This window comes from Rhodococcus sp. NPDC057297 (assembly GCF_042667435.1).
Taxonomy (GTDB): domain Bacteria; phylum Actinomycetota; class Actinomycetes; order Mycobacteriales; family Mycobacteriaceae; genus Rhodococcoides.
In genome coordinates this window covers 588,562-615,549 of sequence record NZ_JBHUZE010000004.1, presented here as the reverse complement: position 1 = coordinate 615,549, position 26,988 = coordinate 588,562, and the positions used below count along the sequence as shown (strand labels likewise).

The window sequence follows — 26,988 nt, the reverse complement described above, 5'->3', positions numbered from 1 at the left end:
CTATTTCGTCAGATAATTCTCCAGAACATTGCCGACTTCGGAAAGAACTTCGGGTTCGATCATTTGATTGTGGGCACAATCGATCGTCCTGATTTCAAGTTCTCCTTCGATGAATGCATTCCACACCGCTGGATCACGGTCGACCCCGTCACCCGACCCGCGACCTGCCGCGAAGAACAAGACATTCCCGTCGAAGACGTCGGGCACGAATCGACTCATGATCGACGTCGAATTGGCAAAACCGTCGTTGATGCGCTCGAGGTGCTCCGGTGTCAGACCGGTGTCCTGTCCGAACGACACCGACAACAACTCGACGGCGCCCTCGTAGGTCAGCGGCCCATCCGACGTGACGGTCGGCAGGTCGAGTCCGAGCCCCTCGAGTAGTTCCTCGACGCTGAGCTTGCCCTGCGGAGTGTCGTCACCGGACTCGACGTAGCTGTCCATGATGGTCAGCGAATCGACATCCGCTCCGCCCCGCCGGAGTTCGACCGCTACCGCATGGGCGACAGCACCGCCGAGAGACCAGCCGAGCAGGTTGTACGGACCGGTGGGACGGACCCGACGGATCTCGTGCGCGTACCGAGCTGCCAGCGCCTGGATCGAATCGAACGACCCTCCCTCGGTGATACTCGGCAGCTGCAGGCCGTACACCGGTCGATCGTCGGCGAGGTGCCGGACGATTCCCGAGTACCCCCACGACAACCCGATTCCGGGATGGATGCAGAACAACGGGTCTCCGCTTCCTTCTGCACGCAGAGGTATGACAACACCGAATGCGCTGTCCAAGCCCGTCGGCGCCGTGTCCTCGCGGCTGTCCACCCGCGCCGCAAGCCCGGCGGGCGTCGGGTCGAGGAACAGCGCCTGCAGCGGTACCCGCACACCGGTCGCCGATTCCAACGCCGGTACCACTCGGGTTGCGACGAGTGACGTACCGCCGAGGTCGAAGAAGTTGTCGTCGACACCGACACGCTCGACACCGAGGACGTCGGTGAACACATTCACCACCGCCTGTTCGGTTGCCGTCGAGGGCGCGCGGTACGGCACGGTGGACGCCGTCAGCTCCGGCACCGGCAATGCGCGCCGGTCGAGCTTGCCGACGGGCGTCAGCGGAATCGAGTCGAGGAAAACGATTGCCGTCGGAACCATGTGTCGGGGAAGAACCGTCGCCACGTGTTCGGTGACCTCGGCGGACCCGACGTCGACTCCGGCGACCGTTCTGACGTACGACACGAGCACCGTGTCGCCCGACGGGGCGGTGTGCCCGATCGTCGCGGCGAAGTTCAGCGCAGGGTGGTCGGTGAGCACCGAGTCGATCTCGCCGAGTTCGATGCGGAAGCCGCGGACCTTGACCTGGAAGTCACTGCGACCGACGAACTCGATTTTCAGTTCACCCGATTCGTCTCCGTGCGCCGAGCTCACCCACCGCACGACATCGCCGGTCCGGTACATGCGTTCGCCCGCTTCGCCGTACGGGTCGGCAACGAACCGTTCCGCCGTCAGGGCGAACCTCTCGACGTAACCGCGGGCCGTTCCCGGTCCGGCGATGTACAACTCACCCGCGATGCCTGCCGGCACCGGCCGAAGTCTGGCGTCGAGCACGAGGAAGCGGAACCCGATCGCCGGGCTGCCCACGTCGATCGTCCGTCCCGGTACGAGGGGGCCGCCGACGCTGGCCTGGATCGTCGTTTCCGTCGGTCCGTAGCCGTTGAACATCATTCGACCCGGTGCCCACCGTGCCACCAGTTCCGGAGTGCACGCTTCGCCGCCAACCGCCAGGACGCCGACGTCGCCGAGACGCGTGGGGTCGATCGACGCGAGCGCAGCCGGCGTGAGGAAGGCGTGCGTCACCCGCGAGCGCTCCAGCAGATCGGCCAGATCGTCACCGCCGAAGACACCGGGAGGAACGATCACCATGGTGGCGCCCACGCCGAACGCCATCGTCAACTCGTAGATCGACGCGTCGAAACTCGGGGACGCGATGTGCGAGATCCTGGAGTGCTGCGTCGGGTGAAAACGCAACGTGACCTCGTCCTCGAGGTTCGCCAGGCCTCGGTGCCGCACCGCGACGCCCTTCGGTCGACCGGTCGATCCCGACGTGTAGATCAGGTATGCCGGGTTGTCGAGGTGAAGTGGAGTGACCCTGTCCGCGTCGGTCACCGGCGAGGTCGGGTACCGCTTGATGTCGGCGGTGAAATCCTCGTCGTCCACCACGAGCCAGGTGATGCTGTTCGGCAGGGAATCTCGGTGGTCTCGAACCGTCAGTCCGATCGGCGCGCGGGAATCGTCGAGCATGTGCGCGATGCGGTCCGACGGGTAGTTCGGGTCCACGGGAAGGAACGCAGCACCCGTTTTCGCGACGGACCAGATGGAGAGAATGGACTCGATCGACCTCGGCAGAGCCAGCGCAACGAACGTCTCCGGCCCGACGCCGAAATCGATGAGCATCCGCGCGATACGTGTCGACCACTCGTCCAGCTGGCGGTAGGACAACCCGATGTCGCCGTACTCGACGGCGATCCCGTCCGGGTTCGCGGCGGCAGCGTCGGCGAGAATCATCGGCCACGTCCGGAACGGACCGCCTGCCTCGCCCCTGGCCGGCGCGAGGGCCGGGTGCTTGTGTTCGCCGAGCACGTCGGCATCCCCGATCGGCGCGGATGGTGCCGACACAGCAGCGCGGAGGATACGAACGAACCTGTCCGCGAACGTCTGCACCGTCGCAGCATCGAACAGCGACGTCGCGAAGTCGAATGCACCGTCGATACCGGTGGGTTCGCCTGCGTCGTCGAACGTCTCCGCCAGCAGCAACTGAAGGTCCTGCTTGGCAACCGGCACATCGAAATCGACGCCTTCGACAGTCAGATCCGGTAGGTCCAACCGTGCAGCTGTGTTGTTCTGGAACGACAGCGCAACCTGCGACAGCGGAGCGTACGACGTGGACCGCGTCGGGTTGAGAACCTCCACGACACGTTCGAACGGAATCTCGGTGTGGCCGAACGCTTCGAGGTCCGACTCGACGACGCGGCCGAGCAACGACTCGAAGGGCTCCGCACCGTCGACGACGGTGCGCAGAACCAGAGTGTTCACGAACATGCCGACGAGGTCGTCCAGCGCTGCCTCGCCGCGACCGGCGACCGGTGTGGTGATCGCGATGTCGTCGATTCCGCTGAGCCGGGCCAATGTCGCCGCGAAGGCACTGTGCACGATCATGAACATCGTCGCACTGCGATCACGGGAGAACTCCACCACCCGACGATGCAGATCAGCATCGATGTCGAACTTGACTCGCCCGCCGCGGAAGTCCTGGTTGGTCGGACGTGGACGGTCGGTGGGCAGGGGCAGTAGGTCAGGAGTACCGCGCAGGGCGGTTTGCCAGAATCCGAGTTGCTGTGCGGCGACACTGTTCTCGTCGTCCTCGGAGCCGAGAAGTTCTCGCTGCCACAGCGTGTAGTCGGCGTACTGCACTTCGAGTGGACTCCACGCCGGAGCCACACCCGCCGTTCTCGACGAGTACGCGACCATGACGTCGCGAGCGAGCGGCGCCATCGAAGCTCCGTCCGCCGCGATGTGGTGCACGACCACGGCGAGCACATGGGAGTCCTCGCCGGTTCGATAGAGCGCCAGACGAATCGGGATTTCCGTCGTGACGTCGAACCCGCGGCCGGCGAAGCGACCGAGCGCGTCGACAAGTTCGTTGTCACGCACCGATTCGACCGTCACCTCGGGGATGACCTCCGCGGCGGAGTGAATCACCTGTGCGGGCGACTGCCCGACGTTCGGGAACGTCGTACGCAGCGATTCGTGCCGCTCGAGTACGTCTGCGACAGCTGCTCGCAGCGCGGACTCGTCCAACGAACCGGTGAGTTTCACGACGAGAGGAACGTTGTACGCGGGCGAGGCCGGATCGAACCGGTTGATGAACCACATACGCTGCTGGGCCAGCGACAGCGGTACCGCCTCGGGGCGCTCGACGGGCCGCAACACCGGCCGTCCGCCGGAATCTCCGGCCGATCCGGCAACGAGGCCGGCGAGTCCCGCCACGGTCGGAGCCTCGAAAATGCTGCGCACGCCGATCCGTGTCCCGAATTCGGCGTTGACACGGGCAATCACTCGAGTCGCAGACAACGAGTCACCACCGCGATCGAAGAAGTTGTCCAGCGCACCCACGCGGTCGGCTCCGAGGATCTCGGCGAACACCTCGGCCACCGATGCCTCGGCGTCCGTTCGAGGTGCGACGAAATCGACACCCTCGGAATCGAACTCGGGCGTCGGCAGCGCGCGCCGATCCAGCTTGCCGACCGGAGTCAGCGGAATGTCGTCGAGCTGAACGAACGCAGACGGCACCATGTGCCCCGGTAGACGCTCGGACGCATGGGCGTTCAGCTCACCGTGATCGAGCGTCGAACCCGACGTCGACGCACGGACGTACGCGACCAGAACGGTGGCACCGGAGGGTGATTCGGCGCCGATCGTCGCAACGAAATCGACAGCCGGATGCGTGGCGAGCACCGCGTCGATCTCACCGAGCTCGATGCGGAAGCCGCGCACCTTGACCTGGAAGTCACTCCGCCCGACATACTCGATCGTGTAACTCCCGCCGGCTCCACTGTCCCCGATGGTCGTTCCGCCGGCTCCACTCGAGTCCATGGTCGTTCCGCCGGCTCCACTCGAGTCCATGGTCGTTCCGCCGGCTCCACTCCTCCAGCGGACGAGGTCGCCCGTTCGGTACATCCGCTCACCGGGAGCACCGAACGGATCGGCCACGAAACGCTCCGCACTCAGAGCCGGGCGGTCGTGGTAGCCCCGAGCCAGGCCGACGCCCGCCAGGTAGAGCTCGCCGGTCACGCCCACGGGTACCGGTTGGAGCCTGCTGTCGAGCACGACCTCGTGGACGCCTCGGATCGGACCACCGATCGTCAGAGCAGCCGACGCGTCCAGTGGATCACTGATGTTGGACATGATGGTGGCTTCGGTCGGGCCGTACCCGTTGTAGAGCTTGCGTCCCGGCGCCCACTTGGACACCAGTTCTGCCGGTACGGCCTCACCGCCGACGACCACGTGAGCGAACGTCTCCAGGCCACCCGGATCGACCGACGCCAGCGCCGACGGAGTGATGAACGCGTGCGTCACGGCTTCGTCGGACAGGATTCGGTGCAGTTCCTCGCCGCCGTAGACCGTCGGCGGGACGATGACCATCGTCGCTCCGGCACCGAAGGCAAGCAGGTATTCGAGCACCGATGCGTCGAAGCTCGGCGACGACACGTGCAGAGTCTTCGACTCGGGAGTGACCGAGTATCGCTCGGCCTGTTCGTGCGCGAAGTTCTCCAGACCGGAATGCGTCACCACGACGCCCTTGGGCAGACCCGTCGAGCCCGAGGTGTAGATGGCGTAGGCCGTGCTGTCGATTCCGAGGCCGGCAACACGTTCGTGTTCCGCCAGCGGTTCGGCAGGCATGGCCTGCAGCTCGGTGTCGGTCGCGGGATCGTCGAGCACGATCCAGGGCATGCCGTCGGCGACAGTTTTCGGGAGGTCCCCGAGCCTGCCGGCGATCGTCAGTCCGAACTGGGCGCCCGAGTCGGTCACCATGTGTTCGATGCGATCCCGCGGATATCCCGGGTCGACCGGAACGAACGCTGCACCTGTCTTGGCGACGGCCCAGACAGCGACGACCGATTCGATCGAGCGCGGAAGACCGAGCGCGACGAACGACTCGGCGGATACGCCGCGCTGCAGCAGCAGCCGAGCGAGGCGAGTGGAACGGCTGTCCAGTTCGTCGTAGCCGAGCGATTCGGTACCGAACCGCAACGCGACCCGGCCGGCGGACTTCTTCGCTGCGTTCTCGAAGATGTGACCGAGGAGGACGGTGGAACGTCCCCGAGGTCCGTGGACCGGTGCGAGGGCAGCGCGCTCGGACTCGGCCAGCAGGTCGATACGGGCCAGCGGCGTTCTGTCGTTCTCGACGACGGCGTGCAGAACCCGAGAAATACGCGCGATGATCCGCTCGACGTCGTCGGCAGTGAAGAGCTCGGGCAGGTACTTGACCTTCAGGTGCAACCTGTCGTCCACGGACGCCACGAGTGTCAACGGGTAGTGCGCTGCATCCGTACCGAGAACGTCGGCAACCTTCAGCCCGGCGATGTCGGTGTCCGCCGACAGCCCGGCTTTGTCCACCGGGTACGACTCGAAGACCGTCAGGGTGTCGAACGAGACACCGTTTCCGGCGGCCCTCTGGATATCGGTCAAGCCGAGGTAGTGGTGATCGAGCAGGCTCGCTTGTTCCACCTGTACCCGGTCGACGAGATCTCCGACGGCTTCGGCCGGATCGAGCGTGATGCGCACCGGCAGTGTGTTGATGAACAAACCGATCATCGATTCGATACCGGGGATCTCCGGTGGTCGACCCGAGACAGTCGCCCCGAAGACGACATCGTCACGACCGGTCAGTGCCGCCAGTACGACGCCCCATGCGCTCTGCACGATGGTGTTGAGCGTTGCGCCGCGGTGAGCTGCCAGATCCCGCAGGGCAGCGGTGATCTCCTTCGACAGCGATTGCGTCGATTCGACGGACACGGCCTCGAGCAGTCGCCCGCGATCCGCGTCGACCAGCAAAGTCGGTTCCTCGACACCGGACAATGCCCGAACCCACTCCGCCTTCGATGCGGCTGCGTCTCGGCGCCGCATCCAGCTCAGGTAATCGCGGTACGCGGGAACGCGAGGCAACATCGAGTCGTCACCGGCCGTCGCGTACAACGTCAGCAGTTCCTTGATCAGCAGCGGCGTGGACCACCCGTCCAGCAGGATGTGGTGGTTGGTGAGCAGCAAGCGCCACTCCCCCGAACCGTCCGCGCCGACCGACTTCGTGATCAGCGTGAACCGAAGCAGCGGCGCGTGGTCCAGTGCGAATCTGCGCGCACGGTCATCCCGGAGCACCGAGTCGAGCGCTGCGTCGGGATCCGGTGTACCCGACAAGTCCACGTGCGACCACGGCACGTCGATTCCCGTCTGTACGACCTGTACCGAATCACCGTTCGAGTTGTGTACGAACGCAGTCCGCAGGTTCGCGTGCCGATCGAGCAACGTCTGTGCCGCGGCTTTCATTCGGTCCGCATCCACGACGCCGCGGAGCTCGAGTCCGAGCTGCACCATGTAGGCGTCGACGCCCGTATCGACCTGGTCGGCGACCTCCCCTGCGAGTCGCGCGTGGAACAGGAGCCCGGACTGCAGCGGAGACATCGACCAGACATCGTCGAGATCCGGGAATCGGTTTTCCAGAGCGCTGATCGTCGGTTGGTCGATGTCGACGAGCTCGAGGTCGGATGGTGTGTACCCGCCGGCTTCGGGCGCGTCGGCATGAGTGGTCAGTGCTGTCAGAGCCTCCACCCACAGTTCCACCAGGCGATCGACCTCGGGTGCGGTGAGGACGCCGGACGGGAACGCGAACGTCGCGTCCAGTACCGGACCCTGGTCGGTGGTGTTGGTGACCGCGTTGATGTCCAGCAGCGCCGGCACCGGCATGTCGGGATTCTGCGCATCGCCAAGCGTGGTGTCGGACACTGGGATCCAGCCGACGTCCTCCATGCCCTCGGAACTGCCCGTGGCGAATCGGCCCAGGTAGTTGAAGCTGACCTGAGGCTTCGGGAACGCAGCCAGCACGGCCCGGCCTTCGTCGGTGAGATAACGAGCCATACCGAAACCGATGCCGTGGTCCGGGATGGCCAACAACTGTTCCTTGACCGCCTTGATCGCCTCGCCCGCAGCCGACCCTCCGGCAAAGGCGTCGGCGACGTCGATTCCCTTCAGGTCGAGACGGACCGGGAAGATCGTGGTGAACCATCCCATCGTGCGGCCGAGATCGGCACCGGGTACGACACCGTCCTCGCGTCCGTGCCCTTCCAGGCTCAACAACGCATCGCTCAACAACGCATCGCTCAGCGGCGTGTCACCGTCGGCACCGCGTTCGTTGCGCCAGGCGATCAACGCCAGTGCGAGGCCTGCGAGCAGGCCGTCGCCGACGCTTCCGTGGAACTTCTCCGGAACTGTCGTGAGCAAGCGCTCGGTGACCGTGACCGGCAACGACGCCCGGATGCGTTCGACCGTCGCGTCGACGTCGACCGCGGGGTCGAGGGCACGAGATCCGATCAACGGATCGGGTCCGTCCAGGATCGACGTCCACAACGCGAGTTCGTCGGTGCGCTCGGCGGCGACGTCGACCAATCCGGTTGCCCAGCGACGCATCGACGTGCCGGTGGGAGCAAGTGCCGGTTCGTCCCCTGCCACTACCTGAGACCATGCGGACGCGAGATCCGGAACCAGAATTCTCCACGAGACACCGTCGATCACCAGGTGGTGTGCAACGACGAGCAAACGGCCCGCACCGCTGGGAGATTCGAACCAGACCATCTGGATCATGCGGCCGGTCGCCGGATCGAGTCGGTCCGCTGCCTGATCCAGTTCTGCGGCAGCCCGTGCCGAGAATGCGTCACCGGACACGTCGTCGACCGTCACATGGTGGAGCACCGAGGACGCCGAGACCGAACCTTCGGCCGCGACCGTCTCGGTCCACACACCGTCGTCGTCTCGACACAGCTGTGCCCTGAGCATGTCGTGGGTATCGAGAATTGCCTGGACCGTGCGCTCGAGAGTCGACCGGTCGATGGACTTCGGCAGCTGTAGAAGCGCAGTCTGGGTGTACCGGCCGAACTCCTCGCTCCGCTCGAGCATCCACTGCACGATAGGAGTGAGAGGCAGTTCTCCGACGCCTCCACCGGGCAATTCTTCCAGCACGACGACGTCGGCGTCGCCGACGAGTGCCACCACCTCGGCGAGCCCGGCAACGGTCTTTCGTTCGAACACGTCGCGCGGGGCGATGACGAGTCCCGCTGCTTTGGCGCGGGACACGAGCTGAATCGACATGATGCTGTCTCCGCCGAGCGCGAAGAACGAGTCGTCGACGCCGACGGTGTCCAGACCGAGCACCTCGGCGAACAGTGCCGCCAGGCTGTGTTCGATCTCGGACGCGGGTGCCCGACTCTGAGTGACCCGAGACGAGAAGTCCGGCGCGGGTAGCGCTTTACGGTCGAGCTTTCCGTTCGCGGTGAGCGGGAGCTCTGCCAGCACGACGAGTGCTGCAGGCACCATGTACGACGTCAACGACGAGGCGACGTCGTCGAGAACACCTGCGACGTCGAGCGTGCGCCCGGCTTCCGGAACGACGTATCCGACCAGTCGATCACCGGCCCCGTCGTCGCGTACCGAGACCACGGACTGCGCAACTCCGTCGACTCCGAGCAGAGCGGATTCGATCTCGCCGAGCTCGATACGGAACCCGTGCAGTTGGACCTGCATGTCGCTACGACCGAGGTATTCGAGCCGACCTTCGCGGTTCCATCGAGCGGTGTCGCCCGTTCGGTACATCCGTGCGCCGTCGGTGTCGTCCGGGTCGGCGACGAAACGCGTTGCCGACAGTCCGGCGCGTCCGAGGTATCCCCGGGACAGCTGGCCACCCGAGACGTACATCTCGCCGGTCACTCCAGGCGGAACGAGCCGCAACCTGTTGTCGCGGACCGACACCGAGAGCCCGGGAATCGCCTGGCCGATGACGCTCGCCGATGCCGAGGCAGCGAACTGCTCGGTCAGTGCAAGGTGGCTCACGTGCACGGTGGTCTCGGTGATTCCGTACATGTTCACCAACGTCGGAGCGTTCTCCGGGTGGCGTGCGTACCACCGGCCGAGCTGACCGAGATCGAGCGCTTCACCGCCGAAGACAATGTACCGCAACGCAAGTCGTGCGGAATCTGCAGGCGCGACACGATCGGCCTCGGCGAACTGGTAGAACGCCGTCGGGGTCTGATTGAGAACCGTGACCTGTTCGGCAACGAGCAACTCTCGGAACAACTCCGGCGAGCGAGCGGTGTAGTAGTCGACGACCACGAGGGTGCCGCCGTAGAGCAGTGGCCCCCACAGCTCCCACACCGAGAAGTCGAAGGCGTAGGAGTGGAACATCGTCCACACATCGGTCTCGTCGAACTCGAACAAGTCGACGGTGTTCTCGAACAGCGTGGCCACCGTGGAGTGCGCAACCTGCACACCCTTGGGACGGCCCGTACTGCCCGAGGTGTAGATGACGTAGGCGATCGACTCCGCGTCGACGATCCCACCGACTTCCTCAGGCGTCAGCGGATTCGAGTCGAGACTGTCGAGCACCTCGACGACGGACGGATCGTCGAGCAGCACGGTCGTCAGGTCGTCGGTCGGCACTGCCGTGACATCGGCGATCGTGGACACCACACAGACCGGCCGAGCATCCTCGAGCATGAACGCCAACCGGTCGGCCGGGTAGGTCACGTCCACCGGCAGGTAACCGCCGCCTGCCTTGAGCACCGCGAGTAGGACGACGACCAGTTCGGCGTTGCGAGGCATCGCCACTGCAACCAGGGTTTCCGGGCCGACACCTCGCGACACGAGGTGTCGTGCAAGTTGATTGGATCGATTGTCCAGCTCGGAATAGGTGTACCGACGGCTGCCGAACACCACCGCGGTGTGATCCGGGAACCGTGCAGCGGACGCTTCGAAGCGCTGCGCGAGAGTCTCGGTCGACGGAGTGGTTCCCTCGTGGTTCCAGTCGACGGTGAGCGCGTGGACTTCGTCGGCCGTCAGAATCTCGACATCGCCGATGGCGCGGTCAGGGGCAACCGTCACACCGTCGACGAGCATGGAGAATCGTCGGACGAACTCGTGGACGGTCGATTCCTCGAACAGATCGGTGGCATAGGTGAATGCCAAGTCGATCCCCGCAGGGACGCCGTCGTCGTCGAAGTTCTCGGACACGGTCAACTGCAGATCGAACTTCGCGATGCCTGCATCGATGTCGACTCCGTCGACGACGAGATCGGGCAGCTCGAGGTGCGCCCGCTGATTGTTCTGGAACTCCAACAACACCTGGAACAACGGAGAATGATCCGTCGACCGCGACGGCGCGAACTCGTCCACCAACCGCTCGAACGGCACATCGGTGTTGTCGAACGCCGCCAGATCCGCAGCCCGAGTCGCCGCCAACAACTCCACGAACGACAGGTGCGCCGACACCTCCGTCCGCAACACCAACGTCCCCACGAACATACCGACCAACGCATCCAACCCGGCCTCACCACGACCCGCGATCGGCGTACCCACCACGATGTCCTCGGTACCACTCAACCTGGCCAACAACGCGGACCAGACCGCATGGACGGTCATGAACATCGTTGCCCCACCGCGTCGGCTGATGTCGGTCAGCGCGGCATGGGTGTCGGACGAGAGGTGGAACGGCACCGAGGCGCCGCGAAGCGACTGCTGATTCGGCCGCGCCTTGTCGATCGGCAACGGCAGAACCTCGGGGACATCCGCCAGAGTGCGCGCCCAGAAGGCCAGTTGGCGTGCGAGGAGCGACTCCGAATCGGACTCGTCACCCAGAAGGATCTGCTGCCACAGTGCGTAATCGGCGTACTGCACCGCGAGAGGCTCACGAACGGGTGCAGCGCCTGCTACCCGTGCGGAGTACGCGATCATCACATCGGAGGCGAGCGGAGCCATGGAAGCACCGTCGGCCGCGATGTGATGGACGACGATCGCCAGCACATGCCGGTCCTCGCGACCGTCGAGGCGGTAGAGCGAGGCACGGAACGGCATGTCGGTCGTGACGTCGAACCCGCGAGATGCATCGGCCATGATCCGTGCCGTCAGATCGCCGGCGTCCACGTTCACGACGTCGAAGACGAGACGGTCGTCGGGGATCGAGTGGATCTGCTGTCTCGGCCGTTCTCCAGCCATAGGGAACGTCGTACGCAGACTCTCGTGCCGCGCAACCACATCCGAGACCGCTGCCCCGAGCGCTTCGATGTCGAGATGTCCGGTCAAGCGCACCGCGAGTGGGATGTTGTAGGCAGCCGACTGCGTGTCGAACTGGTTGATGAACCACATCCGCTGCTGTGCTTGCGACAACGGCACGATCTCCGGGCGCACCGCGGGCACCAACGGGGGTCGATCCGCGGCGGATTCGTCGGACTGTGCTCGCAGCGACAGCGTTGCGACGGTGGGTGATTCGAAGAGCGCACGCACCGTCACCGAACTGCCCAGGGCAGAGTTCACCCGCGAGGTGACTCTGGTGGCGCTGAGCGAGTCACCACCGAGATCGAAGAAGTTGTCGTCGACACCGACGGAGTCCATCCCGAGAACCTCGGCGAACACGTCCGCTATCGCTCGCTCGGTGTCCGTCGTCGGATCGCGATGCTCGGCCCCACTCGACAAGTCGGGGACCGGTAGTGCGCGTCGGTCCAACTTGCCCGCAGGAGTCAACGGAATCGACTCCAACACAACGAACGCCGACGGAACCATGTGCGACGGCAACACACCCGCCACGAACTCCCGCAACCCCTCCACATCCACATCCACAACCGCACCCGCCACCGGCAACACATACGACACCAACACCGTCGCACCCGACGGACCATCCACACCCACCGTCGTCACGAAATCCACATCACCATGACCCACCACCACCGAATCGATCTCACCCAACTCGATCCGGAAACCACGCACCTTCACCTGAAAATCACGACGACCCACATACTCCAACACACCCGAACCAGACCACCGCACCACATCACCCGTGCGATACATCCGCACACCACCACCGAACGGAGCCGCAACGAACCGCTCCGCCGTCAACGAAAAACGATCATGATAACCACGAGCCACACCAGGACCCGACAAATACAACTCACCCACCACACCCACCGGAACAGGCCGCAGCATGGCGTCGAGAACGACAACCGAGAATCCGTGCACCGGTGAGCCGATATCGATGGGTGCACCTGGACGCATTGGTGTACCGAGCGACGCGAACACGGTCGCTTCCGTCGGTCCGTACGCATTGAACAGATCGCGGCCCGGAGCCCACCGTTCCACCAAATCCGAACCGGCGGCGTCGCCACCGGTCACCACGACCTGCAGCGCATCCAGTCCAGCGGGATCGACCGAAGCCAACGCCGCAGGCGTCACGAACGCATGGGTCACCGATTTCTCGGCCAACACCGCTGCGAGTTCGACGCCGCCGTAGACGTCGGTCGGCGCGATGACCATGGTTGCGCCGCCACAGAACGCCAACACCATCTCGAGCACCGACGCATCGAAGCTGGTCGACGCGAATGCGAGCACACGCGAGTCGGTGGTGACCCGGAAGCGGGTCCGCTCCTCCTCGGCGAGATCGGCGATACCGCGGTGCGTGACCACCACGCCCTTCGGCACACCTGTCGATCCCGAGGTGTAGATCAGGTACGCCGCATCGTCCAGCGACGGAACTGCCTGGTCGTCCGGCCGTCGGTCGTCGACTGCCACAGAACTCGACTCGGATGCAGACCAGTCGATTTCGTCGAGAACGATCCAGTCGACGTCCCGGCCCGCTTCGGTCAGCACATCGGTGTACCGAGCCACCGAGATACCCACCGGCGCCGAGGAGTCGGTCAACATGTGTTCGATGCGATCCTGGGGATACGACGGATCGACGGGGAGAAACGCTCCGCCGGCCTTCGCCACAGCCCATACCGAGACGACGTACTCGATGGAACGCTGCAGTCCCACTGCCACATAGGTGCCCGGGCGGACACCGCGTGAGCGCAGCACGTCGGCAACTCGCGTGGATCGCGCTTCCAGTTCCTGATACGTCACGGATTCGTTGCCCGCGACGACGGCGATCGCGTCGACACCGCCGGCGCCGACGGCTGTGTTCACGGCTTCGGAGAAGACGTCGGACAACAGTCGTCCGGCGACGGATTGCGCGCCGTGTACCGGGACCAACAGGTCACGCTCGGACTCGGACAACAGTTGCAGCTGCCCGACAGGTAGTTCCGGCTGGGTCGCGAACGCGTCCAGAACGGCCACGATCCTGCCGAGAATCGCCTCCACTGCATCCTGATCGAACACCTCGGGCAGGTACTTCGCTTCGACGTGGAGTCGATCGTCGGCCATCGCGACCAAAGTGAGCGGATACTGCGCGGTGTCGCTGCCGTCGACGATTCCCGACACACGCAGTCCTGCGATGTCGGTCTCGTCGGACAGTCCACCGCGGTCGACGGGGTACGACTCGAACACCGTCAGAGTGTCGAAGGCGACCACTGGACCGACGGCACGCTGGATCTCGGTGAGACCGAGGTAGTGGTGGTCGAGCAGCCCTGCCTGCTCGTTCTGCAGGCGGATGACGAACTCGCTCAACGTCTCCCGCGGGTCCAGCGTCACTCGAACCGGGAGAGTGTTGATGAACAGGCCGATCATCGATTCGATGTCGTTGATCTCCGGCGGCCGCCCGGACACGGTCGCGCCGAACAGGACGTCGGTACGTCCGGTCAGCGTCGCGAGCACTGTGCCCCACGCTGCCTGTACCAGGGTGTTGATCGTGACACCACGGTCCCGCGCGAACACGCGGAGCGCGGTGGTGTCCGCCGCGTCGAACGACGTCAGCGCACGACCGGCTCGGGTCGATTCCTGTCGCCGGCTCTCGACCGGGGTCAGGAGAGTCGGCTCGGACAGTCCGGCGAGCGCCGAAATCCAGGCCTGACGGCCGGCTTCGCCGTCGCGCCTGTTCATCCACGCCAGATAGTCGCGGTATGCGGGCACCCGAGGGAGCACCGCGTCGTCGCCGTCGGTCGCGTACAGAGTGAGCAGCTCACGGATGACGAGCGGCGTCGACCATCCGTCGATGAGGATGTGGTGATTGGTCAGCACGAGTCGCCACTGTCCGTCGGCGACCTGCACGAACGTGAACCGCAGCAGCGGGGCGTCGGCCATGTTGAAGCGTGTTGCACGATCGGCGACGAGGATGCGGTCGAGCTCGGCATCCTTGCTCTCGGACGACACATCCCGCAGGTCGATTTCCAGCCACGGAACGTCGACGCCTCGTTGAACGACCTGCACAGCGTTGCCGTCGAGATCGTGAACGAACGCCGACCTGAGGTTGGAGTGGCGATCGAGAAGAACCTGAGCGGAGCGGTGCAAGCGATCCGCATCGACCGAGCCGCCGAGTTCGATGACGAGCTGGACGATGTAGGCGTCGACCGTCTGGTCGGACAACTCGGCGTGGAAGAGCATGCCCGACTGCAACGGAGACATCGACCAGATGTCGGTCAACGTCGGATACCGCTTCTCGATGTCGACGATCGAACTCTGCGGTAGCGCAACGAGATCGAGGTCCGACGGGGTGAATCCACCCGCGCCCGCACCCCGCGCGTGCCGGGCGATGCTCGTCAAAGCGCTCACCCACAGAGATGTCAACTCTTCGACGTCGTCGCGTTCCAGTACTCCCGACGGGAACGCGAACGTAGCCCGGAGGGCGTCACCGTGCTCACCACTGGTGGTGACCGCGTTGATGTCGAGGGCCGCCGAGACCGGTAGATCCTGGTTCTGGACATCGCCGATTCTGTCGTCCTCGACCGGGAGCCAGCCCACGCCGCGCAGATTCTCGGGAATACCCGCGCCGTACCGCCCGAGATAGTTGAAGCTGATCTGCGGCGACGTCAGGGGTGCCAGTACGTTTCGCGACTCGTCGTCCAGATAGCGGAGCATGCCGAAGCCGATGCCGTGGTCCGGAATTCCGAGAAGTCGTTCCTTGACGGATTTGATCAACGCGCCGGCCGACGGGCCACCGTTCATCGCGTCGTCGAAGTCGATGCCGCGCAGATCGATTCGAACCGGATAGATGGTGGTGAACCACCCGACGGTACGAGACAGGTCCGCGCCGGGGACGATGTGGTCCTCGCGTCCGTGGGCCTCGAGCGAGACGAGCGAATCCTGTGTCTCGATACCACGGGCGCGTCGCCACGCGCCGACGGCCAGTGCGAGACCGGCCATCAAACCATCGTTGACGCTGCCGTGGAACACTTCCGGAACGGTTGTCAGCAATGCCTCGGTCACGTCGGCCGACAGTTCGACCTCGACGTGATCGACCGTGGCGTAGACGTCGGTTTCAGGGTCGAGCGCGCGCGAGCCGACCAGCGGATCGTCCCCGGACAGTGTGTCCTTCCACAACGCCAGCTCGCTCCGGCGGGACTCCGCCGCGTCGGCCAGACCGTGAGCCCACCGCCGCATCGACGTACCGACGGGGAGCAGAGCGATCTGCTCACCGGCCTCGAGCTGTGCCCATGCCGTGGCGAGGTCGGGAACCAGGACGCGCCACGACACACCATCGACGACGAGGTGATGCGCGACGATCAGCAGTCGTCCGGACTTGTCGGCGGCTTCGAACCAGACGAACTGGATCATGGAGCCGCTGGCCGGGGCCAGACGTGCTGCTGCACGTTCGAGCTCGGCCGAGGCGACCGAGGAGAACTCGTCACCGGTGCTCGAGCCGACCGAGACGTGGTGCACCACCGCGGCAGCCGCGACGGAACCGATGGGCTGCACGTCCATGCTCCACTGCTCGTCCTCGTGACGAAGGCGGGCACGCAGCATGTCGTGATGATCGAGCACGGACTGAACGGTCGCCTCCAGAGCGGATCGCTCGATGTCGTCCGGCAAGGTCAGCAACGCCGTCTGTGTGTGACGGTCGAACACGTGCGTGCGGTCGATCATCCACTGGGTGATGGGCGTCAGCGGCACGTCACCCACGCCGCCGCCCGGCAGTTCTTCCAGGACCGTCACCGAGTCGCCGTCCGCGGACGACGCGACTTCGGCGAGTGCGGCAACCGTCTTGCGTTCGAATACGTCCCGTGGCGACAGGACGAGGCCTGCTGCCTTGGCTCGGGACACCAGCTGGATCGACATGATGCTGTCTCCGCCGAGGGCGAAGAACGAATCGTCGACGCCGACCTGCTCGAGGCCGAGAACTTCGGCGAAGAGTCCTGCCAGCAGCTTCTCGATCGCGGTATCCGCCGTTCGGCCGATGTCGGCCGGACCGTCGAACGTGGGCTCGGGAAGCGCACGGCGGTCGAGTTTGCCCGCAGGGGTCAGCGGAATCGACTCCAGCTGAACGAACGCGGTGGGCACCATATGGGCGGGCAACGTTGCGGCGACGTGCTCGCGCAGAATCGCCGCGTCGACAGTGGGCGACGCGGACTCCGCGGCGACGAACCAGGTCACCAGGATGGTGTTGCCGGCGGGTCCTCTGACGCCGGCTGTCGTCGCGAAGTCGACACCGTCGTGCGTACCGACTGCCGCATCGATCTCGCCGAGTTCGATGCGGAAACCGCGCACCTTGACCTGCGAATCACTGCGTCCGACGAACTCCAGCGCACCGGCGCGGTTCCAGCGGACGACGTCGCCGGTCCGATACATCCGGCTGCCCGGTTCACCGTAGGGATCCGCCACGAATCGCTCGGCCGTCAGCGGAAGTCGACCATGGTAACCGCGTGCGAGAGCCGGACCGGCAAGATACAGCTCACCCGGGACACCGACAGGTACCGGCCGCAAGCGAGAGTCGAGTACGACCTCGGCGAAACCGATTGTCGGAGAACCGATGTCCACGACGCCGCCGGGGACGAGCTCGTTGCTGATCGACGAGAAGATGGTGGCCTCGGTCGGTCCGTACGCGTTGAACATCTTACGGCCGGGCGCCCACCTGGCCACCAACTCCGGCGGGCATGCGTCGCCGCCGGTTGCGATGACGCGCAGTTCCGGCAACTCCGTGTGGTCGACCGTCGCCAGCGCCGCGGGGGTGACGAAGGCGTGGGTCACGTGCTTGTCGCGCATCAAGTTCGACAGGTCCGGGCCACCGTACATTCCGGACGGTGCGATCACCATCGTCGCCCCTGCTCCGAACGCAAGCACGAATTCCAGGACGGACGCATCGAAACTGGGTGAGGCGAACGCCAACGTCCGCGACCCCGGCTCTACCTCGAACCGTGTACGTTCCTCCGCGGCAAGGTTTGCCAGACCGCGGTGGGTCACCACCACGCCCTTGGGCACACCTGTCGACCCCGAGGTGTAGATCAGGTACGCAGCGTCGTCGATCCGCAGCGGTTCCACACGCTCGGCGTCGGTGATCGCGGCAGTCGAGAACGTCGACGTCACCTGTTGGAAGCGTGGGTCGTCCAGAACGACCCAGACGACCCGGTCGGACAACGCAGCCAACGCAGAGTTGTCGGCGAGCGTCGTGAGTCCCAGCGCAGCACCCGAATCGGTGATCATGTGTGTGATTCGGTCTGCCGGATACGTCGGGTCGACGGGAAGGAACGCCGCTCCGGCCTTCGCCGTGGCCCAGATGGCGACGATGGAGTCGGCGCCACGCGGAAGTGCGAGCGCAACCACGTCACCGGGGCCGACGCCGTGGTCGACGATCATGCGAGCCAGTCGAGAGGACCGAGCGTCCAACTCTCCGTAGGTCATGACTCCGTTGTCGACGTCGAGCGCATGGGCCGACTCGCCTGCGGACACGACGGAGTCCGCCAATATCTCGGGCAGCAGTCGAGGCGGCATCGGTGCGGCGCCTCGAACGGGCGTCAGGGCGCCGAATTCGTCCGTCGACAGAGTGTCGATGTCGCCGACGGCAACTTCGGAATCCGAGGTGACCGCGTCCACGATTCGGACGAACCTGTCCGCGAACGTGCTGACGGTGGCAGCGTCGAACAGGTCGGCGGCGTACCGGAAGGAGGCCTCGATACCGGCTGCCTGTCCGGAGGCGTCGAAGCGCTCGGACACAGTCAGTTGAAGGTCGAAATTGGCGATGTCGTTCGCCAGATCCATTGCCTCGACACTCAAACCGGGCAGAGTGATGTTCGGGCGATCCGTGTGCTGGAACTCCAGCATCACCTGGAACAGCGGGGTATGCGAGGTGGACCGCACGGGGTCGAGCGCATCGACGACGCGCTCGAACGGAATGTCCGAGTGAGTGAACGCCGCGAGGTCGGTGGCCCTGACATCGGCCAGCAGATCCCGGAAGGACTGCGCGGCGTCGATCTCGGTCCGCAGAACGAGTGTGTTGACGAACATTCCGACGAGATCGTCGAGCGCAGCGTCACCGCGTCCGGAGATCGGTGTACCGACCGAGATGTCCGACGACGACGACAGCCTGGACAGCAGCACCGCGAGCGACGCGTGAACGATCATGAACACGCTGGAATCGCGCACGGCGGCCAACTCCGCCATGCGCGCGTGGACCTGGGGGTCGATCGAGAACTCGACTTCCGCACCGCGGAACGACGATTCGGCCGGGCGTGGACGGTCCGACGGGAGGTCCAGAACATCCGGGGCTCCGGACAAGGTGTCCACCCAGAAACCCAGCTGCTTGTTCATCACGGACTCGGTGTCCGATTCCTCACCGAGGAAAGCACGCTGCCACAGCGAGTAATCCGCGTACTGCACAGGCAGCGCCGACGTCGTCGGCGCCTCACCCTGGGTACGCGCGCTGTAGGCGACGATCAGATCTCGAGCAAGCGGACCGGTCGAGAATCCGTCGGAGGAGATGTGGTGCACGACGAACGCGAGCACGTGATCCTCCGGTCCGACCTCGATCAGTCGGGCTCGGACGGGGACACTGCTGGCGACGTCGAATCCTGCGGACGCGACCTCGGTGACGAGACGAAGGACATCGTCCTCGGACTCGGCCGGGACCGGAGTCAGATCGGGCAGCGCCTGGTGCGATTCCAGGATCGACTGGACGGGACCGTCGTCGGTCAGAGGGAAGACGGTCCGCAAGGCTTCGTGTCGGTCGACGACGTCGCCTATGGCACTGCGCAGTGCAGTCGTATCGAGCCGGCCGGTCAGCCTCATCGCGAAGGCCACGTTGTACGCAGCCGACGATGTGTCGTACTGGTTGATGAACCACATACGCTGCTGTGCAAGAGAAACCGGGATGGACGTCGGCCGCTCCAGCGGAACCAGCGCCGGCTTCGGATCGGTCCGGTAGCCCTGCGATTCGACGACCGCAGCCAGCGAACGCACGGTCGGTGCGTCGAACAGATCGCGAACGGTCAGGCTCGATCCGAGAGCCGAGTTGATACGCGCCACGGCTCGCATCGCGACGAGAGAGTTACCACCGACGGCGAAGAAGTTCTGGGTGACGCCGATGGGTTCTCCGCCCAGAAGCGCGACGAATTCGCCGACGATGATCTCCTCGACCGGGTTCGACGGTGCGACGATCTCGTCGTCGGTCAGCGTGAACACCGGGTCCGGCAAGGCTTTCCGGTCGAGTTTTCCGCTCGAGTTCAGCGGGAACTCGGCCAGTTCGACCACCAGCGACGGCACCATGTACGCCGGCAGGGACTCGCCGACGGCGCGTGCCAACTCGGCTGCGTCGACGGTTGCTCCCCGCACGGGTACTACGTAGGCGACCAGAGCCTCGCCCGTGGAGACGGTGCGGTGGACGACGGCCACGGCGCGTGCGACCGACGGATGACGAAGCAGCGCCGATTCGACTTCGGGCAACTCGATACGCAGTCCGCGGAGTTTGACCTGGAAGTCGGTACGGCCGATGTACTCGAGGTTGCCGTCGGCGCGCCACCGGACTAGGTCGCCAGTGCGGTAGAGACGTTCACCTGGTTCGCCGTACGGATCGGCAACGAAACGATCGGCGGTCAGATCACCGCGGCCGACGTAGCCACGTGCGAGTTGAACACCTGCCAGGTAGAGCTCACCCGGTGCACCGATCGGTGCAGGCTTCAACGACGCATCGAGGACGTAGGTGCGTGTGTTCCACACCGGGGCACCGATCGGAATCGATATCGGATCCGACGAGACGCAGTGATACGACGTCACGTCGACCGCTGCCTCCGTGGGACCGTACAGGTTGTGCAATTGCGCATCCGAGAAGGCAGCGAATGCCTCCACTGTCGCAGGCGGCAATGCCTCGCCGCTGCAGAACACCAAGCGCAGTGACTCGCAGTCCTCGGCGTGCGCACCGTCGACGAAAACGGCGAGCATGGACGGCACGAAGTGAAGGGTGGTGATTCGTTCGCGCAGAATCACCCGCGACAGATACTCCGGATCACGGTGACCGTCGGGTGCTGCGATGACCAGTTTGGCGCCGACCTGCAACGGCCAGAAGAACTCCCACACCGACACGTCGAAGCTCGCCGGAGTCTTCTGCAGCACGTTGTCCGACGGCTCGAGCCGGTACCGGTCCTGCATCCACAGCAACCTGTTGACGATGGCTTCGTGTGTGACGGCTACGCCCTTGGGCCGTCCCGTCGAGCCGGAGGTGTAGATGACGTAGGCGGTGTTCGCGCCGGAGATGTCGCCGAGCCGCTCCGACGAGCTCAGCGGAGTCGTCGCCCTGTCCGATACATCGATCAGGTCGACGGCGAGCACCGGAGTGGCCACCGACACATCGATCCAGTCTCTGCTCGTCGTCAGGATGCAGACGGGCTGCGCGCTGTCGATGACGTACGCGGATCGGTCGACGGGATGGTCCGGGTCGATCGGAACGTAGGCGCCACCCGCCTTCATGATCGCGTACATGCCGACCAGCAGATCCGTGGATCGTCGAATTGCAAGTCCCACATGCGATTCCGGCCCGACTCCCAGTGACACCAGATGACGTGCGAGCTGGTTGGCACGCTCGTCCAACTCGCGATACGTCACGTGTTCGTCGTCGAACACCAACGCGATGGAATAGGGGCTCCGCGCGACCTGCAGGTCGAACAAGCTGCCGAGTGTCGGGTCCGATCCGACCTGGGCAGGCAGCTGATGCTCGGTGGAGTTCCACACGGCGAGCACGGTGTCGCGCTCGGACACCGACAGAATGTCCAGATTCCGAAGCGGCGCCTGCGGGGCGCGGGTGATCGACTCGAGCAACCGGAGAAAACGGTCGACGAAACGATCGATTGTGTCCGGGTCGAACAAGGCGGTGGAGTACGTGAACGCCGCACTGGACGTGCCGCTGTCCCCCGCTGCCTCGTCGATCCGAAGCTGCAGGTCGAACTTGGTGGTGTCGGTGTCGATTTCCTCGATGTTCACCGTCAGATCGGGCAGCTCGAGGTGCGCCCGCTGATTGTTCTGGAACTCCAACAACACCTGGAACAATGGAGAATGATCCGTCGACCGCGACGGCGCGAACTCGTCCACCAACCGCTCGAACGGCACATCGGTGTTGTCGAACGCAGCCAGATCCGCAGCCCGAGTCGCCGCCAACAACTCCACGAACGACAGGTGCGCCGACACCTCCGTCCGCAACACCAACGTCCCCACGAACATACCGACCAACGCATCCAACCCGGCCTCACCGCGACCCGCGATCGGCGTACCCACCACGATGTCCTCGGTACCACTCAACCTGGCCAGCAGGATCGCCAGCGCGGAATGGAACACCATGAACGGTGTCGCGTCGTGTGCGGCGCCCAACCGCACGAGCTCGGACCGAAGTTCTGCGGGAATCTCGAATTTCGTCGTTGCGCCTGCCACGGATTGAGTGCTGGGGCGCGGTCGGTCGTGAGGCAACGGCAGAACGTCGGGCGCATCCGCCAGTACTCGGGACCAGTAGGCCAGCTGGCGGGACATCAGGGATTCCGCGTCGGACTCCGACCCCAGCAGCCCGCGCTGCCACAGCGAGTAATCCGCGTACTGAACGGCCAGGGGTTCCCAGGTCGGAAGTTCACCGGCCACCCGCGACGAGTACGCGATCATCACATCGGAGGCGAGCGGAGCCATGGAAGCACCGTCGGCCGCGATGTGATGGACGACGATCGCCAGCACATGCCGGTCCTCGCGACCGTCGAGGCGGTAGAGCGTGGCTCGAATCGGCACGTCGGTCGTGACGTCGAAGCCGCGTGCAGCGGCGGACGACACGTGCCCCGCCAGCGCGCTCTCGTCGATGGACACCACGTCCATCGACAGATCGACATCGGCCGCGTCCACCACGACCTGCCGAGGAAGCTCGCCCACGGTCGGGAACACGGTTCGGAGACTCTCGTGGCGATCGACCACGTCCGCCACCGCAGCGCTGAGCGCCGCGACGTCCACGGCACCGGACAACCGCACTGCGAGTGGGATGTTGTAGGCAGCCGACTGCGTGTCGAACTGGTTGATGAACCACATACGCTGTTGCGCGAGCGACAGCGGAACCACGTCCGGACGCTCGGCACGAACCAGCGCGGGGCGGTTCGACGAGCCGGCAGTGTCCTCGGCACGAGCGGTCAGCCCGACGACCGTCGGTGCCTCGAACAGGTCGAGAACCCGCAGAGACGAACCGAGGTCGGCGTTCACCCGAGCGATCAATCGTGTTGCGACCAATGAGTTTCCACCGAGATCGAAGAAACTGTCGTCGATGCCGACTTTCTGCGAGTCCAGTAGGTCCGTGAACACCGCGGCCACTCGTCGTTCGTTGTCGGTCCGTGGGGCCCGGAACACCGAGTGCGACGCGAGCGTCGGAGACGGTAGTGCGCGTCGGTCCAACTTGCCCGCAGGAGTCAACGGAATCGACTCCAACACAACGAACGCCGACGGAACCATGTGCGACGGCAACACACCCGCCACGAACTCCCGCAACCCCTCCACATCTACAACCGCACCCGCCACCGGCAACACATACGACACCAACACCGTCGCACCCGACGGACCATCCACACCCACCGTCGTCACGAAATCCACATCACCATGACCCACCACCACCGAATCGATCTCACCCAACTCGATCCGGAAACCACGCACCTTCACCTGAAAATCACTACGACCCACATACTCCAACACACCCGAACCAGACCACCGCACCACATCACCCGTGCGATACATCCGCACACCACCACCGAACGGAGCCGCAACGAACCGCTCCGCCGTCAACGAAAAACGATCATGATAACCACGAGCCACACCAGGACCCGACAAATACAACTCACCCACCACACCCACCGGAACAGGCCGCAGGCGCGAGTCCAGGACGAGCTGCTCCGAACCCGAGATGGGAGCGCCGATGTCGACACCACGATCGACCGTCAACGGCTCGCTGACCGACGAGAAGACCGTGGCCTCGGTCGGTCCGTAGGCGTTGAACAGATCGCGGCCCGGAGCCCACCGTTCCACCAAATCCGAACCGGCGGCGTCGCCACCGGTCACCACGACCTGCAGATCGTCCAGTCCAGCGGGATCCACCGAAGCCAACGCCGCAGGCGTCACGAACGCATGGGTCACCGACTCCCCCGACAACACCGCAGCCAACTCGGAGCCGCCGTACACATCCGTCGGCGCGATCACCAGCGTGCCGGCGCCGCCGAACGCCAGCAGCAATTCGAGCACCGAGGCATCGAAGCTCGTCGACGCGAACGCGAGAACACGCGAGTCGGTGGTGACCCGGAAGCGGGTCCGCTCCTCCTCGACGAAGTCGCCGAGTCCGCGGTGCGTGACCACCACGCCCTTCGGCACACCTGTCGATCCCGAGGTGTAGATCAGGTACGCCGCATCGTCCAGCGACGGCACCGGACTCGGTGTTTCAGGCCTCGGTGTTTCAGGACTCGGTGTTTCAGGACTCGACACAGTCTCGGCAGCGACGAGGTTCGATTCGTCGAGCGAGACCCAATCCACCGAGGGCCCGGACTCGGCCAGTACGTCGATGTACTCCGACGTCGACACCCCTACCGCGACACCGGAATCCGACAGCATGTGCGCAAGGCGATCCGCCGGGTACGACGGGTCGACCGGTACGAATGCACCGCCGGCCTTGGCCACTGCCCACACAGCAATCACGTACTCCACCGAGCGACGCAATCCGACGGCCACGAACGAACCGACACCGACACCGCGTGCGACCAACGATTCAGCCAACGCAGACGACCGAGAATCCAGCTCTCCGTAGGTCACGGGTGCACCCGAACCCGCAACCACCAAAGCCTCGGCGCTCACCCCCGCAGCTTCTACCGCGGAGGCGAAGATCTCCGACAACAACTGCCCGTCCACCGACGGCACACCCCGAACAGGGACGAGCGCAGCCCGCTCGGCATCCGTGAGAATATCGACGTCGCCGACCGAACCGGCCGGATCGGTAGCCGCACTGCGCAGCAACGTCACGAGCCTGTCGACATGCGCCTGCGCCGTGCTGTCGTCCGCTTCCGAATCATGGACGAACTGGATCGACATACCGGCGGGAACGCCGAGTGCATCGAACGTCTCGTGCGCGGTGATCACGACGTCGACCACATCGAGATCGTCGCTCAGGTCCTCGACTCCGAACGACAGAAGTACGCGGATCAAGTCCGCTTTCGTGGACCCCGCCGAGTTGACCGTCGCACCGACCGACTCCAACGTGGCGCCCGCGTGAGCCAGTGCAGCCGAATCGATGTCACGCAGCCGAGCACCGAGATCGGAGAACGACTCCGCCGCGTCGACCGCCGAGCGGAGGACGACCACGTTGCCGTCGGTCGATCGCGTACGCACGCCGATCGAGATGTCGGCTTCGTCGGCCAGTCGTGACAGCAGCACGGCCAACGCCGAGTGAACAGACACCAGCACGCTGGCGTTCTGGTGGTTGGCCGCCGACAACAGGCCCCGGTGGGTGGCGGCGTCGATCGACGCGGATGCTGTCCTCCGCGTCGGAGCGCCCGTCCGTTCCCCATCGGATTCTGCGCTGCCGAACCCGGCGAAGCCGACGGGGCTGGGCGCGTCGGAGAGAACCGAGGTCCAGTAGTCGAGTTCGGAACGCTCGGCGCGCCGAATCCTTCCCACGTCCGCACTCGGCTGATGAACGGTATCGACCGCGTCGTGCGGGCTCGCTTCGACGAACGCGTCGACGACCTCGACGAACGTCCGGTGGTGACGGACGAGGTCCTCGTCGACGTAGCGATTCGGGTTTCCGCGAAAGTCCACGAACGTCTTTGCCGGGCTACCACTCTGGTAGATGTTGACGAGGAGGTCCTCGACCGGACCGGAGGTGACGATATTGAATTCGCCTGCAATGGAACCGAGTTGGATCTGCTGGTGGAACAGCATCACATTGACCATCGGACCCGTGAGGTCGGCGTCCCTGCCGCGCGTCGCGAGTTCGCGCCGAATGTCCTCGAGGCTGAATCTCTGGTGGCGCAACGCACCCATCAGTTCCAGCTGCACCTGCTGGACGAGGTCGCCCACGGTGCCGTCGGGATCCACGCGAATCGACAACGGTGCGACGTTGACGAGCATGCCGCCCGAGCGACGGAGCAACGCCGTGGTTCTCGCCGACACTGGAATGTTGACGAGGACCTCCTCGCGGCCGGTGACCCTGGCGAGGTAGCACGCGAACGCGGCGATGACGACGGCCGCGGACGTCGCGCCCTTGGTCGCGTCCGATGCTTCGAGAGCGTCGACGATCTCGGTGCGCAACGCTTCGCTCGACAGTGTGCTTGCCGCGACAGTCGCGCCGGGGGTGTTGGCGAGGGAAGCACCACCACGCGCATGACCGACGTGTTCGATCCAGTAATCGCGATCCGATTCGAATCGACCGGAGGAACGGTACTCCTGGTCGAGCTGGTACAGCTTCTGCAGCTCGGCCGCTTTTGCCGGTGGTGGCTGCCTGCCTTCCTGCTCCGCGGTGTAGAGCTCCGCCGTCCGGTTCACCATCGTCATGGCGCCGTAGCCGTCGAGCGCAACGTGGTGGATCTTGCTGTACCAGAGGTACCGGTCGTCCTCGACGTGGAGAATCCAGACGTCCACCAGGCGATCGGTGGTCACGTCGACCGGAGCGGTGTAGTTGCGATCGATCCACGTCTTCGCCGCGGCCATGGGATCGTCCTCGGACCGCAGATCGAGGTAGTCGACCGAGTCGTCGATGCTGTGATCGATCACCTGCATCGGTTCGCCGTCGACCTCGAACAGACGGATGAAGGCGGATTGAAACTCGTGACCGGCCTGACGCGTCGACTTCCTCAACAACTCCAGGTCGAGGTCGCCCCGCAAGTCCACGTACTGGGCGATGCAGACGGGCACCGACGGCGCCAACTGCTGCGCGAACCACATTCCACGCTGAGCCGACGACAACGGGAACGGCTCCGACGCACCTCCCTCGGGAGGAAGTGATCCATGGGACTCGCCTGAGACCGCGGCGCGCATTCAGACACCTTTCCGAGTCGA

The 26,988-nt window shown here is 65.0% G+C and carries 1 protein-coding gene; it reads right to left on the bottom strand.

Features of this window, described 5'->3' with window-relative positions:
• Entirely contained in the window at nt 1-26,967 is a 26,967-nt protein-coding gene (locus tag ACFULT_RS16165) for a non-ribosomal peptide synthase/polyketide synthase (RefSeq protein WP_378481884.1), read from the bottom strand.
• Between the last annotated feature and the right edge of the window lie 21 nt (nt 26,968-26,988).